The 15,397-nt window shown below is 72.2% G+C and carries 12 protein-coding genes; 9 read left to right on the top strand and 3 right to left on the bottom strand.

Going from position 1 to position 15,397, the window contains the following annotated elements:
• Positions 1–11: 11 nt before the first annotated feature.
• The 3 genes from ACFYY8_RS32580 to glnA all read right to left on the bottom strand — a co-directional run bounded on the left by ACFYY8_RS32580 (position 12) and on the right by glnA (position 3,309).
• Positions 12–737, bottom strand: coding sequence for a type 1 glutamine amidotransferase (locus ACFYY8_RS32580; protein ID WP_390047644.1), 726 nt, complete (start codon positions 735–737; stop codon positions 12–14).
• An 87-nt stretch (positions 738–824) separates the two neighbouring features.
• The gene (locus tag ACFYY8_RS32575) at positions 825–1,550 is read right to left on the bottom strand and encodes a hypothetical protein (protein WP_390047642.1); all 726 of its coding nucleotides are present in this window, start codon (positions 1,548–1,550) and stop codon (positions 825–827) included.
• A 397-nt stretch (positions 1,551–1,947) separates the two neighbouring features.
• Positions 1,948–3,309: a type I glutamate--ammonia ligase gene (gene glnA / locus ACFYY8_RS32570; protein WP_352008797.1), complete on the bottom strand. Its 1,362-nt coding sequence runs from the start codon at positions 3,307–3,309 to the stop codon at positions 1,948–1,950.
• A gap of 477 nt (positions 3,310–3,786) precedes the next feature.
• Here glnA and ACFYY8_RS32565 point away from each other — a divergent pair, with 477 nt between their 5' ends.
• From ACFYY8_RS32565 to ACFYY8_RS32525, 9 genes are all read left to right on the top strand, one after another.
• On the top strand, positions 3,787–4,653 hold the full coding sequence (locus ACFYY8_RS32565) for a hypothetical protein (RefSeq protein ID WP_390047640.1): 867 nt from the start codon (positions 3,787–3,789) through the stop codon (positions 4,651–4,653).
• Between the two features lie 35 nt (positions 4,654–4,688).
• On the top strand, positions 4,689–5,201 hold the full coding sequence (locus tag ACFYY8_RS32560; RefSeq protein ID WP_390047638.1) for an EF-hand domain-containing protein: 513 nt from the start codon (positions 4,689–4,691) through the stop codon (positions 5,199–5,201).
• The gene (locus ACFYY8_RS32555; RefSeq protein ID WP_390047636.1) at positions 5,201–6,322 is read left to right on the top strand and encodes a terpene synthase family protein; all 1,122 of its coding nucleotides are present in this window, start codon (positions 5,201–5,203) and stop codon (positions 6,320–6,322) included. Before ACFYY8_RS32560 ends, ACFYY8_RS32555 begins: the two co-directional genes overlap by 1 nt.
• 180 nt (positions 6,323–6,502) lie before the next feature.
• Positions 6,503–8,473 (top strand): sensor histidine kinase, encoded by a 1,971-nt coding sequence (locus ACFYY8_RS32550; protein WP_390047634.1) that lies wholly within the window; start codon positions 6,503–6,505, stop codon positions 8,471–8,473.
• Positions 8,474–8,557: 84 nt separating this feature from the next.
• The gene (locus ACFYY8_RS32545) at positions 8,558–10,039 is read left to right on the top strand and encodes a BTAD domain-containing putative transcriptional regulator (protein ID WP_390047632.1); all 1,482 of its coding nucleotides are present in this window, start codon (positions 8,558–8,560) and stop codon (positions 10,037–10,039) included.
• Positions 10,040–10,041: 2 nt separating this feature from the next.
• Positions 10,042–12,108: a sensor histidine kinase gene (locus tag ACFYY8_RS32540; RefSeq protein ID WP_390047630.1), complete on the top strand. Its 2,067-nt coding sequence runs from the start codon at positions 10,042–10,044 to the stop codon at positions 12,106–12,108.
• 66 nt (positions 12,109–12,174) lie between these two features.
• Positions 12,175–13,074 carry a TolB family protein gene (locus tag ACFYY8_RS32535; RefSeq protein WP_390047628.1) on the top strand — a complete coding sequence of 300 codons (900 nt, stop codon included), beginning with the start codon at positions 12,175–12,177 and terminating at the stop codon, positions 13,072–13,074.
• Between the two features lie 56 nt (positions 13,075–13,130).
• The gene (locus tag ACFYY8_RS32530; protein WP_390047626.1) at positions 13,131–14,915 is read left to right on the top strand and encodes an NAD+ synthase; all 1,785 of its coding nucleotides are present in this window, start codon (positions 13,131–13,133) and stop codon (positions 14,913–14,915) included.
• A gap of 201 nt (positions 14,916–15,116) precedes the next feature.
• Positions 15,117–15,332 (top strand): DUF1918 domain-containing protein, encoded by a 216-nt coding sequence (locus ACFYY8_RS32525; protein ID WP_390047624.1) that lies wholly within the window; start codon positions 15,117–15,119, stop codon positions 15,330–15,332.
• Positions 15,333–15,397 lie beyond the last annotated feature (65 nt).

Genomic DNA, 15,397 nt, shown 5'->3' with positions numbered 1-15,397 from the left:
GGCCGCGCCGATCAGCCAGCGGTGTCCGTGCCCTCCCCGGTGGACTCGACGACGGCCGCGAAACGCCGCGCGAAGGTCCGCCAGGTCCGGGTCAGGTCCTCCTCGGCCGCCTTGACCCCCGCGTTGAGCTCCTCGACCGAGTGGCCGAGCCCGGTCAGGTGGTCGGCGGATTGACCGGTCCAGTCGGTGAAGACCTCGACGTCCGCCTCCGGGTGGAACTGCACCCCCCAGGCTCTCTCGCCCAGGCGGTAGGCCTGGTTGGGGTAGGGGTCGCCGGTGGCGAGCGGCACGGCCCCCTCGGGCAGCCGGGTCACCGCGTCGCCGTGGTACTGCACGGCGGGCACCGGGCCGAATCCGGTGAACAGGGGGTCGTCGGCGGCGGCGGGGAGGGGGACGACCTCGGTGACGCCGACCTCAAGGCCGGGCTCACCGCGTTCTACGGAGCCGCCGCAGGCGAGCGCCATCAGCTGGGCGCCCAGGCAGACGCCCAGGGTCGGCACGCCGTTCTCGACGGAGGACCTGATCAGGGCGCGGGTCTCGGGCAGCCAGGGGAAGCGCTCGTCCTCCCAGGCCGCCGCCGTCCCGCCGAGCACGATCAGGCCGTCCCGCGCCCGCCGCGGGATCGGCTCTCCAAGGTGGGGGCGGACGACCTCGCACTCGGCGCCGCTGTCGGCCAGCCATCCGGCGAAGGCGCCCAGGCCCGCTCCGGCTTCGTTCTCGACGACGGTGATTCTCATGCCGCAATTATCGGCGAAAGCCGTACCGGACCCCATATCGGTCTTCAATGGGATACGAGGGGTGCGGCCCCCGGTCCCCGTACGACCTCAGGCGGAGGTGATCCAGACGGCCTTGGCGGCGGCGACCAGGGTGCCGTCGACCTCGTAGACGGCGCTCTCGCCGAAGAGCTTGCGGCCCTCGCGACCCGTGGCGCGGGCGACGACGGAGTAGGTGCCGCCGGGGTAGACACGCCGCTCGACCTTGGCGGTCAGCCTGCCGAGCAGGGCCGACTCGCCGGGTCCGAAGTGGGCCCAGCCGGTCGCGCAGTCGAGTGCCGCCCAGACGAGCGCGTCGGGGACGACGCCGTCCTCGTCGGTGACGGTCATCGGCACCCGCCAGCCCGCGGCGACCAGCTCGCCGCCGGACACGGCGCCGGGGAAGATCCGCAGGCCGTCTCCCGGGTCGCGCAGACCGCAGACGAAGCAGCCGGGGAAGGGGTGCCCGGCGATCCCGGCGAAACCGCTCTCAGCACGGGCGGCCTCGTTGAAGGGCACGAAGTCGGGGGCGTTGAGCCGCTCGGCGACCGGGATGGCCTCGACGAGCAGGGTCTCCCCGTCGGTGAGGGTCGCGCTGTTGGCCAGGTGCCGCAGGGAGAGCTCGGTCTCCAGCGGTGTGGGGGCGTGCAGTGTGACCTCGACGGCCGAGTCGTGCCGGGCGCCGTGCGACGCCTGGGAGACCGTGCCCGCGATCCATCCGCCGTTCGCTGAGCCCTCGGGCCCACGGAAACGCGCCGGGACGGTCACCACGGTCTGCAGCTCGGCAGCCGTTGTCATACGGCACCTCCTAATCGCCCTTTACGGCGATTTGTCCTCGAAAAATCCCTATAAATGGACCGACTGATTTTACCGGAGCCGCCACGGGGTCAGCGAACCAGGTGACGGTGACGAGCGGGTCAACGGCGCCTTGCCACCCGCCGTCCTGAGGGGAACCGCGGGGGGCGCGTCCTTGCCGGCGAGTCTTTCGGGGACGGCCCGCCGGTCGTCTCCGCGAAACCTCGCCCGGCCCGCGCCCCGCGGACCGGCCGGTCGCGGGCACGCCGAAGCAGCCCGCATGATCGGGGGTCACAGGGTACGGGCGCCGGAACCGCCCGCGCGCTTGAACCCTACCGCGCCCGGGACGCGCCCGCGTGAGGCAGGTGGGGTACGGCCCCCTGCCGCACCCCGCGGACCGTCACAGCACCGGCAGGTAGCGGCCGAGTTCGAACTCGGTGACCTGGCGGCGGTACTCGCTCCACTCGGCGCGCTTGTTGCGCAGGAAGTAGTCGAAGACGTGCTCGCCGAGGGTCTCCGCGACCAGTTCGCTGCGCTCCATCACGGCGATGGCCTCGTCGAGCGACTGCGGCAGCGGCTGGATGCCCAGCGCCCGGCGCTCCGCCGAGGTCAGCGCCCAGACGTCGTCCTCGGCGCCGGGAGGCATCTCGTATCCCTGCTCGATGCCCTTCAGGCCTGCCGCGAGGATCACCGCGAAGGCGAGGTAGGGGTTGCAGGCCGAGTCGAGCGAGCGGAACTCGATGCGGGTCGAACCGCTCTTGTGGGGCTTGTACATCGGCACCCTGACCAGGGCGGAGCGGTTGTTGTGCCCCCAGGAGATGTAGCTCGGCGCCTCGCCGCCCGCCCCGGCGATGGCCTCGGCGCCGCCCCACAGCCGCTTGTAGGAGTTGACCCACTGGTTGCAGACGGCGGTGATCTCGGCGGCGTGCGCGAGCAGCCCGCCGATGAAGGACCGGCCGACCTTGGAGAGCTGGTAGTCGGCCCCCGGCTCGTAGAAGGCGTTGCGGTCTCCCTCGAACAGCGACATGTGGGTGTGCATGCCGGAGCCGGGGTGCTCGGTGAACGGCTTGGGCATGAAGCTCGCCCAGATGCCCTGCTCCAGCGCGACCTCCTTCATGACCAGCCGGAAGGTCATGATGTTGTCGGCCGTGGTGAGAGCGTCGGCGTAGCGCAGGTCGATCTCCTGCTGACCGGGGGCGCCCTCGTGGTGGCTGTACTCGACCGAGATGCCCATCGACTCCAGCATCATGATCGCGCTGCGCCGGAAGTCGTGCCCCGAGCTGTGCGGAGTGTGGTCGAAGTAGCCGCCGTCGTCGATCGGCTCGGGCCGCCTGCCCGCCTCCGGCCTGTCCTTCAGCAGGAAGAACTCGACCTCGGGGTGGGTGTAGAAGCTGAAGCCCATGTCGGAGGCCTTGGCCAGGGTCCGCTTGAGCACCCAGCGCGGGTCGGCGTGCGACGGTGAGCCGTCCGGCATGAGGATGTCGCAGAACATCCTGGCCACACCAGGTGTCTCGCTGCGCCAGGGCAGGATCTGGAAGGTCGACGGGTCGGGCTTGGCGAGCATGTCCGACTCGTAGACGCGGGCGAAGCCCTCGATCGCGGAGCCGTCGAAGCCGATGCCCTCCGCGAAGGCCCCCTCAAGCTCGGCGGGGGCGATGGCGACCGACTTCAGGAACCCGAGCACGTCGGTGAACCACAACCGGATGAACCGGATGTCGCGCTCCTCAAGGGTACGGAGAACGAACTCCTGCTGGCGGTCCAAAGCCTCTCTCCTCCACTGCCGAGGCCGACACGGTGCACGTCTGCGGGCACACGCCTGGCCTTCTACCAGTCTGCCCGCTCAGTGTTTCGGACACGTTACGGAGAAGGCGGCGAGACGCCGTTTCGCCCCTTTCCCGCCCTTCCTGTGTCACCCGTTGTGTCCCTTCGCGTCCCCGCCCCCGCCGTACGGCCCCGCGGAGGCCGCGGGAGGTCGCCGCGAGAGCGGGACACGCCCGGCGCGAGAGGTACTGGAACCTGCGGTGACCAGGCGAAACAATGCGGGCCACCGGCCCGCGCGCACCGGCGGGCCGGGATCGGGGACACCGTACGGCCGATCATCCGAACGGCCGTCCCGATGGCCCGCGGCGGCCGTGCCACGGCGAGGCGGGACCCCCGGGCCGTGACGGGCTCCCGGCTCCGCCCCGGCGGCCCGGCCCTCGCACACCACGTCCCGCCGACGTCCTTCTGGGGGAGAACGATGCGTACCCGGCTCAACACGCCACGGGGGGCGGTCTCGCCCGGAGTCCCGCTCAGAGAACGGCTGGCGGCGCTGTCCGCGCCCTGCCCCATGCACCCGTCCTCGCACCGGATCGAGGCGGCGGTCATCGACTGGGCGCGCAGGACCGGTCTTGACGCCGACCCCGCGGAGGAGGTCCACCGGCTGGCCGGGCGGGCGTTCGCCCGTCACGACACCGGCACGGCCACACTGTTCGCCCGCTGGCTGACCCTGCTGACCCGGCTGCGCCGCGAACCCGCGGCTCTTCCCGGGGTGCTCGCGGTCGCCGGGGGCGGCGAACCGGGGCACGCCCCGGCCGAACGGGCCTTCGCCGACCTGTGGGGGTCCTGCGCTCCCGGGATGAGCCGGAGGTGGCGCGAGCGGTTCGTCTCGGGGCTCGCCGTACCGGCCGGGGCGGGGTTCGGGCGGCAGCTGCTGGACCTGGCCGAACCGTGTCTCGGGGTCGAGGTACCGGCCGCGCTCCAGGAGAGCCGCCGGTGGCGCGCGGCGGCCGAGGCGGGCGGCGACGTGGTGACCTGGTGCGACGTCCTGCTGACGGGTCGTCCGCCGGTCGTGGCCGTCCCGTCTTCCCCGTCCGTTCCTCCGGTTCCCGCCGCGAGGGCGGAGGCCTTCCCGGAGGGCGCCCAGGCCCGGGCGGTCGACCGCGTGGTCGAGCGCATGGAGGAGTTGTGGGCCGCCGCCCGCGCCCTGCCCCCGCTCGTCGGACGCCACGGCCTCGGTCTCGACGCCTCTCGTGAGGTGATCCAGGTGGCCTGTGCCTTCTTGACGATTCCAAGGGCTTACCTGGAGGGACTTCTGGAATCCCGTCGCTATCGTCACCTAGAGTAACCGCCTGTGTCCCACAAGTAACGTGGAGGTGTAGGATGAGCACAGAGCTTCTCAAGCGCAGGTTGGATCATGCCTTCGGGCAACTGGACGCCGATGGCAACGGGCGGGTCGAGCGTGACGACCTACTCGGCCTGGGGGCCCTGATCCTGGTCGGTTTCGGCGAGTCGCCGACCTCGGCCGCGGGCAGCAAACTGGTCGACGGGTTCGAGTCGGTCTGGCGAGCCCTCTCCGGTGAGGTCGGCGACGGCGCCATCTCCCCGGAGGAGTTCAGAACCGGCATGTCCTCGGTCCTTTCCGAGGACGCGCGGTTCGACGCGGTGCTCCGCCCCGCCGCCGAGGCGGTCGCGGAGATGTGCGACACCGATGGAGACGGTGTCGTCGAGGCGGCCGAGCTCCGGCTTCTGCTGAGCGCGTTCGGCGCGCCGTGCGGCGAGGCGGAAACCGCCTTCGAGCGGCTGGAGCACGAGCGGGGGGTCTCGGTCGGCGAACTGGTCGAGGCGACCAGGGCCTACTACACGGTTCCCTCCCGGCCCGGCGGTTCGCTGTAGTGTCCGTCATCGACACGGCGACCAGGACCGGTGGACGGGCCTCCTCGGTCGCCGCGGCTCTGCTGCTGCCCCTCGTCGACCGGGTTCCGGTCATGGCCGCCCCGTGCCGCATGCACGCCTCGATCGACTGGATCACGGCCTCACTGGCGGACTGGACCCGCGAGGTCGGGCTTGAGACTCCCGTGCTCGCGCGCTTCGACCGGATGGCGGGGCGCGCCTTCGCCGGGTTCGGCACCGATTCGACGCTCCTGTTCGCCAAATGGCTGACCTGGCTGTTCCACTTCGACGACGAGTGGGACGAGAAACCCGCCGGGCGGGCGGCCGGGATCGTGGAGGCCACCTTCTCCCGTCTGGTCCGCCACACCGCGGAGGCCGCCCACGGCGAGACACAGGCGGCCAGGACGGCCATGACGGCGTCGCTCACCGCCGTACGGCCGAGGCCTCCGGCACCGGTCATGACGCGGATCCCGTCCCCGCTCCCGGTCAGGACGCCGAGGCCGGAGGGGGTCTCCCCGGTCGAGGCCGCCTTCCGTGACCTGTGGGGGACGACCGCCCCCAGGATGAGCCGTCGCTGGCGGGAACGTTTCGCCCACGGGCTGGCGGCCCAGGGGGCGGCGTGCCGTACCGAGGCGGAGAACCGGTGCGCCGGGCGGGTGCCCTCGATCACGGAGTACCCCGTGCTGCGCAGGGGAACGGTCGGTCCCTACCTGTTCGACCTGGTCGAACCGTGCCTGGGGGTCGAGGTCCCGGCCGAGCTGCGGGAGTGCCGGACCTGGCGGACGCTGGTCGACGCCTGCAACGACGTCACCGCCTGGTGCAACGACGTCGCCTCGCACCACAAGGAGCGGGCCAACGGTGACGTGCACAACTACGTGATGGTCGCCGCGCACGCCTTCGGCCTGTCCGACGCCGAGGCCGTGGCCTGGGTGAACGACCGGATCGCCGAGCGCGCCGAGGACCTGCGGGCCGCCGCGCGACGGCTGCCCGGACTGTTCGACGAGTTCGGGCTCACACCCGTCGAGGCGAGGAACGCCAGCAAGGTCGCGTGCGCCTTCCTCACCGCGCCCAGGGCCCAGCTCGAATGGCTCCTCGAGTCAGAGAGATACGACGTCACGGCGTGAGGTTCGCGCCGCCCTCGCCCGCGTCCGCACCCGCGTGGCGAAAGGCGGCCTCCCCCTCACCCGGCGCGCCCGGGCCGTACGGGGCGTGAAGGTGAGGTTCTCACGTTGATCATTGGTTGATTCGTTTGTGGTTCGTGCCGGTTAAGGTCCTTTTGAGCACGACATGGAAGGGCCGAGGCGATGCGCGGGCTGAGCCGGGTTTTCCCGACGATGACGCCCGTCAGGGCGCGGATCTCGGCGGTACTGATCGCCGCCGTCTCCGTGGCCATGGAATGGGGCAACATCTGGGTCACGGCGCAGCTGCCGCAGCCTTCCTACACGCCGCTGCCGTTCGCGCCCGAGGACGTCTCGGGCAGCGCCTTCCCGATCTTCGGGGCGCTGCTGGTGTTCCAGCGGCCCCGGCTGGTGATCGGCTGGCTGCTGTGCCTGGGCGGGCTGTGCTCGGCGCTGAACAGCCTGACGACGAACCTCGCGCTGCTGAACGCGGTCGGGCATCTCGGCCTTCCCGAGCAGATCTGGACGGTCGCCGGAGTGAGCGGGAAGCTCACGATCCTGCAGCTGGGCGTGCTGCTGCCGCTGCTGTACCCGGACGGGCGTCTGCCCTCCCGCCGCTGGCGGCCGCTGATCTGGTTCACCGTCGTCGTGCTGACCGTCGACACGCTGCGCGCCGAGTTCCTGATCCCTCAGACACGGGACCGTTCCACCTTCCCCTGGCAGGCCCATCTGCTGATGGAGTACCTCGGCAACGTGGCGATGGTCCTGGCCTTCGTCTCACTGGCCGTACGGTTCCGGCGGGCGGCCCTGGAGGAGCGCAGGCAGATCCTGTGGCCGCTGCTGGCGATGGCCACCGTGATCATCCCCTGGGTGATCGGCAACCCCCTGTGGTGGCTGACCTCGTTCACGGTCCTGCTCATCCCCGCCGCGATCACCTTCTCCGTGCTGCGCCACCGGCTCTACGGCATCGACACGCTGGTCACCCGGACGCTGGTCGGCGCGGGACTGGTCGGTGTGATCGGCGGTGTCTACATGGCGGCGGGCGCGGCCTCCAGCCTGTTCCTGTCCGACGTCTACCCGGTCGGCGGACTGCTCGCCGCGCTCTGCGCCGGGGCGTTCTTCCACCCGCTGCGCCGTCTGCTGCAACGCGGCGCGGACAACCTGCTCTACGGCAGCAGGGGCGACCCGGTGGCGCTGGCCGAGGGGCTCCGGCGGCGCCTGCAGAGCGTCGACCCCGCCGACGGACTGGTCGCCGCGCTGGAGGTGCTCCGGGAGGGCCTGGCGGTGACCGGGGTCGCGGTGCGCTTCCCGGACGGCGGGCCCGCGGAGGTGACGGCCGGCGAGCTGCGGGAGGTGGTGCGCGACGTCGAGCTGGTCTGGCACGGCGGGCACGTCGGCGACCTGCTGATCGGACCGCCCGGGGCCAGGCGGCTGCCCGCCGCGCACAACGGACGGGTGATCACCGCGCTCACGCCGTACGTGGCCGACGCCGCCCACGCGGTCAGGCTGGTCGGCGCGCTGCGGCGCTCCCGCGAGCGGATCGTCGCCACCCGGGAGGAGGAGCGCCGCCGCCTGCGGCGGGACCTGCACGACGGGCTCGGCCAGTCGCTCAGCGGGATGGCCATGTCCATCACCATGGCCAGGCATTCGCTGCGCACCTCCCCCGAGGCCGCCGAACGCATGCTCAGCGACCTTCGCTCCGGCATGGACGCGGTGACCAGCGACATCAGGCACCTGGTCTACGGCCTGCGCCCGCCCGCCCTGGACGACCTCGGGCTCGCCGGGGCCGTCAGGCAGATGGCGGGCCCGGGGGTCGAGGTGAGCGGTGAAGCGGCCGGGCTGCCCGCCGCGGTCGAGGTCGCCGCCTACCGGATCGTCCAGGAGGCGCTCACCAACGCCACCAGGCACGCCGGGGCCCAGACGGTGCGGGTCGTCCTCGAACAGGTCGCGCCGGGCCAGGACGGGCGAGAACACCTGAACGTCAGGGTGAGCGACGACGGTGTCGGCCTGCCCGCGAACAGGCGCTCCGGCGTCGGCCTCTCGTCGATGCGGGAGCGGGCCGCCGAACTCGGCGGCACCTGCGTGATCGCCTCGCCGCCGGAGGGCGGGACGGTGGTCGAGGCGGTGCTCCCGTTGAACGTGAACGCGGAGACCTGATCTTTGGCGATTTCTCACAGGATGCGAACGATGGTGGGTATTACCGTATGACGTTAGCCCTGCTAGCCCTACGCTTACCCTGCGATGCTGATATTTCGTGCTCTCGGACCGTTCCAGGCTCGCCACGGCGACACGGTGATCGATCTAGGCGGCCAACGCCAGATGGCCGTGCTGGCCCGCCTCCTCGTCGCGGGCGGTCGCGCCGTGCCCGTAAGCATGCTCATCGACGAGCTCTGGCCGGGCGAACCCCCCACTCAGGCCCTGTCAACCGTACAGGGATACGTCTCGCGGCTGCGTCGTGCCCTCGAACCGGGCCGCGCCCCCCGGGAGGAGGCGGAGGTGCTGGTCTCGGCGCCGCCGGGGTACGCGCTGCGCGCCGACGCCCAGCAGGTGGACGCCTGGATGTTCGAGGACGCCGTCAAGACCGAGGGCGACCCCGCGACGGTGTGGAAACGGCTGGGAGAGGCCCTGTCGCTGTGGCGGGGACCGGCGCTGGCCGAGTTCTCCGACCTGCCCTGGGCGATGACCGAGGCGGGCCGCCTTGAGGAACTGCAGCTGATCGCGTTCGAACGCCGCGCGGACGCGGGGCTGGCGCTCGGCCGGTCCGGCGCGCTGGTCGCCGACCTGGAGGCGCACGTCTCGGCGCACCCGCTGCGGGAGGAGGCCTGGCGGCTGCTGGCGCTCGCGCTCTACCGGGGCGGCAGGCAGGGCGACGCCCTGGGAGCTCTCCGGCGGGCCAGGACGACGCTCCGCGAGGAGCTCGGCCTCGATCTCGGCGCGACGCTGCAACGGCTCGAATCGGACATGCTCTCGCAGGCCGCCCACCTGGACCCGCACGGGGACGAGCCGTCCGTCAGGGAGACCGTCACCGTACGGCCTTCCGCCCCCGTCCTCCCCGCCGCCCCCGCGCTGCGCGTGGTCGTCGCCGACGACCAGGCCCTGGTCCGCACGGGTCTGCGCGTCGTGCTCGACAGCGAGCCCGGCTTCCACCTCGTCGGCGAGGCCGAGAACGGCGAACAGGCCATCACGGTCGTCCGTGAGACCCACCCGGACCTGGTGCTGATGGACATCCAGATGCCCCGTCTCGACGGCCTGACCGCCGCGCGGCGCATCCTGTCCGACGAGGCCCCGCCGAAGGTGATCATGATGACCACGTTCGGCACGGACGACAACCTCTACGCGGCGCTGCGGGCCGGGGTGAGCGGGTTCGTGCTCAAGACCTCCGCGCCGGAGCAGCTCATCAGCGCGATGCGCGCCGCGCAGGCCGGTGACGCGCTGATCGACCCCGCCGTCACGACCCGCCTGATCGCGGGCTTCGCCGGGCGGGCCAACCCCTCGGCTCCCCCCGGCCTCGCCGGTCTCGGCGACGCCGACCTCGACCTGATGAAACTGATCGCCAGGGGGCTCACCAACCGGCAGATCGCGGCGACCCTGGCCGTCCAGGAACGGTCGGTCGCCCAGTCGGTGGCCAGGCTCCTCGACCACCTGGGACTGTTCGACCGCGCCCAGCTCGTCGTCGCCGCCTACGAGTCGGGCCTGGTCAACCCGGGTGACGTGGGCAGGTGACGATGCCGGTCGAGACACCTCCCGGCCGCCCCCCCGACGTCCCCGGAACGGTCCCCTCCGTGGACGTGCCCGGGCGGGCGGCACGGGGGCGTCGGGCGATCTCCCGGCCGCGCCTGGTGGTCATCGCGCTCTCCGCCGCCGCGTCCGCGCTGACGGTGGCCGCGCTGGTGGTCACCTGGGACCTGCCGTCCGAATGGGGCGTCGGGCTGCTCGTCTCCCCCGACCTGTCGTGTGCCCTGTCCTTCCCGCTGGTCGGCGCCTTCCTGCTGGCCCACCGGTCCCGCCCGCCCGCGGCGTGGCTGATGTGCGTAGGCGGGATCGCCTGCGCCGTCAACGTCCTGGGCACCGCCCTGATGCTGCGCTCGGGGGCCCAGGGCGACCTGATGGCGGCCGGGACGTACCGCTACGCCGCCGGGATCGGCTGGGCCGTCGGCGGGCTGACGCTGGCGGTCCTGCTGCCGCTCTACTCCCCCGACGGCAGGCTGCCCTCCCGGCGCTGGCGTCCTGTCGTGGTCCTGACGGGCGTGGTGATGGCCGTCGAGGCTCTCCGCCTGGTCGTACGGCCCACACCGCCCCTGGACGGCTACCCGCTGCCCGCCCGGCTTCCCAACCCGCTGGCGATCGAGGCGCTGAGGCCGTACAACGCGGCGCTGCAGAACGTCATGCTGGGGATGATCATGGGCATGGCGGTGCTGGCGATGCTCTCCCTGGTGCTGCGCCTGCGCCGGGCCGACCCGGTGCTGCGCCGCCAGATCGCCTGGCCGCTGGGCGCGTTCGCCGTCTACATCGTCTGCATGCTCGCCGGGAAGGACTGGATCCTGGCGGCCACCGTGTGGACCGGGCTGATCCCGATCGCCATCACCTTCTCCGTGCTGCGCCACCGCCTGTACGGCATCGACACCGTGATCAGCCGCGCCTTCGTGGCCGCCGGGCTGATCGCCGCGGTCAGCGTGGTCTACTTCGGGGCCGGGGCCGTCGCCGGGTTCGCCCTGTCCGGCTACGACCGGGTCGGCGGCCTGGCCGCCGCCCTGCTCGCCGGGGTGTTCTTCCACCCGCTGCGCGTGATGCTCAGGCGCTGGGCCGACCGTCTCATGTACGGCACGCACGGAGATCCGGCGGCCCTGGCCGCCCGGCTGACCAGGGAGGTCGGCCAGGCCGAGCCCGCCAACGCGCTGGCCGCCGTGGCCTCGGCCGTCAAGGACGGCCTGAGCGTCACCGGTGTGGCGGTCGAGGCGCGGGCCCCGGGAAGCAGGAGGGTCGAGATCGGCCTGCTGGGGCCCACACCCCGCGTGGTACCGCTGGTCTGGCACGGCGAGCCCGTCGGACGGCTGCTCCTGGGCGCGCCCGGCCCCCGCAGGTTCGCCGCGGCCCACAACGACCGGCTGATCGCCGTGGTCACGCCGTACGTGGCGGACGTGGTGCACGCCGTGACGATGACCGCCGACCTGCGGCGCTCCCGCGAGCGCATCCTCACCGCCCGTGAGGAGGAGCGCAGGCGCCTGCGGCGGGACCTGCACGACGGGCTCGGCCACGCGCTGACCGACATGGCGATGTCGATCAACATGGCCAGGATCAGCCTGCGCTCCGCCCCGGCCTCGGCCGACCGGCTCCTGGCCGAGTTGCGCGAGGGCATGGACACGGTCGGTCAGGAGATCAGGGAGCTGGTCTACGGCCTGCGCCCGCCGACCCTTGACGAGCTCGGCCTTGCCGGGGCCGTACGGGCGCTGGCCGCCGACGGCGGGCCCGAGGTGGCCGTGGAGACCGAGGGCGACCTGTCCGACCTGCCCGCGGCCACCGAGGTCGCCGCCTACCGGATCGCGCAGGAGGGGCTCACCAACGTCCGCAAGCACGCGGGCGCCAGCTCCGCCGTGGTCTCGCTGCGCCGGGGCGAGTCGCTGGTCGTCCGCGTCCAGGACGACGGAAGCGGGCTGCCCGAGGGGCGCCGTGCGGGCGTCGGCCTGCTGTCGATGCGTGAGCGCGCCGCGGAGCTGGGCGGGACGTGCGTGATCGGCGCCGCGCCGGGAGGCGGTACGGTCGTCGAGGCCGTGCTGCCGATCTCCGCCGCCTGAGTGTGAACTTTCCGGTGCTCCCGCGGGTCTGACAAGGCGTTGCTGAAATTATCCGAGGAGTTTCGCGTGAAGCACCTGGCTCTGGCCGTCGGCGCCGTACTCGCTGCGTCCACCGTCGTGTCCGTCGCCGCCGTCCCCTCCCCCGCCCGGGCCGCCACCACCCCGGGGGCCGTCTTCTTCGGCTACAAGGGCGCGGGGGTCGAGGTGGTCACCCAACAGGGGGGCCTGAGCAAACTGACCGTCGGCGGCTCCTCCTTCGCCGGGCAGTTCGCCGCGGCGCCCGGCGGCGGGAAGGTCGCCTGGATCGACGGCAGGGGACGCCTGCACGTCAAGAGCGCGGCCGGTGACAAGGTGGTCGCCACGAACGCCGCCTACGTGGGGCCGTGCCTGACCCCCGCCTGGAGCGCGGACGGCAAGCGGATCGCCTACGTGACCAAGGGCGGTTCGGACAAGGCGACCGTCGCACTGGTCGGCGCCGGCGGCGGCAGGCCGGTGATCGCGGGCAAGACCGCGGGCGTGTGCCACCTGGCCTGGTCGGCCGACGGCAGAACGCTCGCCGGATACGCCGGGAACACCGACGGCGTCTACCTGCTGAACACCGTCTCGCACGTCTCGACCAGGGTCCCCGGGATCCGGCTCGCCAACCACGTCGACGGCCTGTCCCCCAACGGCGACCGGGTCGTGGTGAACACGATCGGCAAGAACGCCCCCGGCGGGGACGGTTCCTGGCCGCTGTCCTACACTCCGTCGCTCTATGACACCAGGACCGGCAGGAAGATCCCCATCCCGGTGCGGGGCACGCTGATCGGCGCCAGGTTCCTGACCGACGGGACCCTCGTGGTCCGGGTCAAGGGCAAGAGCGCCAACACCTGGGTCGTGCTCGACCCCGACACCTACAAGGTGAGCCAGCGCGTGGGCGAGATCCCGCAGGCCAAGAACCTCGGCCTGCTCAGCGTCATCGGCTGACCCGCCCGTACGGCCCCCGCCGCGCCGGAGGGCGGGGCCCCAATAGGGTGGGGCACGTGGCTCAACTGCGCATCGCCCTTGCCCAGACCAACCCCGAGGTCGGCGACCTGGCGGCCAACGCCGACAGGATCGTCGAGTGGACCAGGCGCGCCACCGAGCGTGGCGCGCACCTGACGGTCTTCACCGAGATGTCCCTGGTCGGATACCCGGTCGAGGACCTGGTGCTGCGGGCGTCCTTCGTCGACGCCTCGCTCGCCGCCGTCGAGGCCCTCGCGACGCGGCTGGCCGAGGAGGGGCTCGGCGAGATGCCGGTCGTGGTCGGCTACGTGGACCGGGCGAACCTCTCCCCGAGGCTCGGCCTGCCGAAGGGGGCCCCGCTGGACGCCGCGGCCCTCATCCACCGGGGCCGGGTCGTGGTCAGGACCGCCAAGCACCACCTGCCCAACTACGGGGTCTTCGACGAGTACCGCTACTTCGTGCGCGGTGACCGGCTGCCGATCTTCCGGCTGCACGGGGTGGACGTGGCCATCGCCGTCTGTGAGGACCTGTGGCAGGAGGGCGGGCCGGTCGCCGTGGTCGCCGAGGCGGGCGCCGGGCTGCTGGTCACGCCGAACGCCTCGCCGTACGAGCGGGAGAAGGACGACGTGCGGCTTGAGCTCGTCGCGCGGCGGGCCAGGGAGGCGGGCTGCGCCCTCCTCTACGTCAATCAGGTCGGCGGTCAGGACGAGCTGGTCTTCGACGGCGACTCGCTGGTCGTCTCGGCCTCGGGCGAGCTGGTCGCGCGGGGCGCGAAGTTCGCCGAGGAACTGCTGGTCGTCGATCTCGACCTGCCCGAGGCGCGGTTCGGCGGCCTGGGGACCTTCGAGACCGAGGCTGGCGACGGGACGGTCATCACGGTCGAGCGGATCGAGCTGTCCGCCCGCTCCCTCGAGCCGTACGAGCCGCTGGCGCCCTCGGTCGCCGAGCCCATGGAGGACACCGCGGAGGTCTACGCGGCGCTGGTCCTCGCGGTGCGCGACTACGTGCGCAAGAACGGCTTCCAGTCGGTCATCCTCGGCCTGTCCGGGGGGATCGACTCGGCGCTGACCGCGACGATCGCCTCGGACGCGATCGGCCCCGAGCGGGTGCACGCGGTGCTGATGCCCTCCCGCTACTCCTCGGACCACTCCCTGAGCGACGCCAGGGAGCTGGTCGAACGGCAGGGCATCAACTCCAGGGTCGTCCCGATCTCCGGTGTGGTCGACGCCTTCGAGAAGGAGATCGAGCTGTCCGGGCTGGCCGCGGAGAACCTCCAGGCCAGGGTGCGCGGCATGATCCTGATGGGCCTGTCCAACCAGCACGGTCACCTGGTGCTGACGACCGGCAACAAGAGCGAGCTCGCGGTCGGATACTCCACTCTCTACGGCGACTCCGCCGGTGGCTTCGCGCCCATCAAGGACGTGCTCAAGACCCTGGTCTGGGAGCTGTCGCGCTGGCGAAACGCCCAGGCGGGCAGGTCGGGCGAGTTCCTGTACGGCTTCGCGCGCCCGCCCATCCCGGAGAACTCCATCGAGAAGGAGCCGAGCGCGGAGCTGCGACCCGGCCAGCGCGACACCGACTCCCTGCCCGAGTACGACGTGCTCGACCCCCTCCTGCACGACTACGTCGAGGAGGACATGGGATCGGCCGAGCTGGTCGCCGCAGGTCACGACCCCGCCCTGGTCGCCAGGATCATCCGCCTGGTCGACCTGGCCGAGTACAAGCGCCGCCAGTATCCCCCGGGCCCCAAGATCACGGCCAAGAACTTCGGCCGCGACCGTCGCCTCCCCATCACCAACCGCTGGCGCGAGACTCCCCTCTGACCTGCCTGAACGACTCCGCCCAGGCCGTGCATGAGCTTTGCGGGGTGGGTATCACCGCAGGGAGGAGCACCGGCGGCCGGGGAGGGGGCTGAGATCGGCCGCGGTGGTCCGGCGGGCGGCGAGCGGGCGCCGTCGACTCCCCTCCACCCGTCCGCCCGCGCTCGGCGGCCCGCCGGAATCCAGGAGACAGGGGGAGATCAGATGAAGGCAAAGGTAGGTGACAGGCTCGTCGTCGAGGGCACCCGGCACGGGGAGACCCGGCGGATCGGTGTGGTCGTGGGGCTCGTCCACGAGGACGGCTCCCCGCCCTACATGGTGCACTGGGAGCACGACGAGCACGAGACCATGGTGTTCCCCGGCCCGGACGCCCACGTGGTCACCGAGGACCGGAGGGAGACCCCGCTCACCACCTTGTGACGTGAGGCGGGTCGTTCGCCGTCGTCCCGATCCGGGGCGGCGGCGAACTCGTCTCCCCACCCCGG

Source organism: Streptosporangium sp. NPDC001559 (assembly GCF_042893955.1).
In the GTDB taxonomy this organism is placed as follows: Bacteria; Actinomycetota; Actinomycetes; order Streptosporangiales; family Streptosporangiaceae; genus Streptosporangium.
Note: the sequence above shows the minus strand (reverse complement) of the source record. Positions and strands in the feature narration are given on the sequence as shown.

What these genes read in the sequence shown, in the direction of transcription:
- ACFYY8_RS32580 (WP_390047644.1), bottom strand. Translation starts at nt 737, where the DNA reads ATGAGAATCACCGTCGTCGAGAACGAAGCCGGAGCGGGCCTGGGCGCC.
- ACFYY8_RS32575 (WP_390047642.1), bottom strand. Translation starts at nt 1,550, where the DNA reads ATGACAACGGCTGCCGAGCTGCAGACCGTGGTGACCGTCCCGGCGCGT.
- ACFYY8_RS32565 (WP_390047640.1), top strand. Translation starts at nt 3,787, where the DNA reads ATGCGTACCCGGCTCAACACGCCACGGGGGGCGGTCTCGCCCGGAGTC.
- ACFYY8_RS32560 (WP_390047638.1), top strand. Translation starts at nt 4,689, where the DNA reads ATGAGCACAGAGCTTCTCAAGCGCAGGTTGGATCATGCCTTCGGGCAA.
- ACFYY8_RS32550 (WP_390047634.1), top strand. Translation starts at nt 6,503, where the DNA reads ATGCGCGGGCTGAGCCGGGTTTTCCCGACGATGACGCCCGTCAGGGCG.
- ACFYY8_RS32545 (WP_390047632.1), top strand. Translation starts at nt 8,558, where the DNA reads ATGCTGATATTTCGTGCTCTCGGACCGTTCCAGGCTCGCCACGGCGAC.
- ACFYY8_RS32540 (WP_390047630.1), top strand. Translation starts at nt 10,042, where the DNA reads ATGCCGGTCGAGACACCTCCCGGCCGCCCCCCCGACGTCCCCGGAACG.
- ACFYY8_RS32525 (WP_390047624.1), top strand. Translation starts at nt 15,117, where the DNA reads ATGAAGGCAAAGGTAGGTGACAGGCTCGTCGTCGAGGGCACCCGGCAC.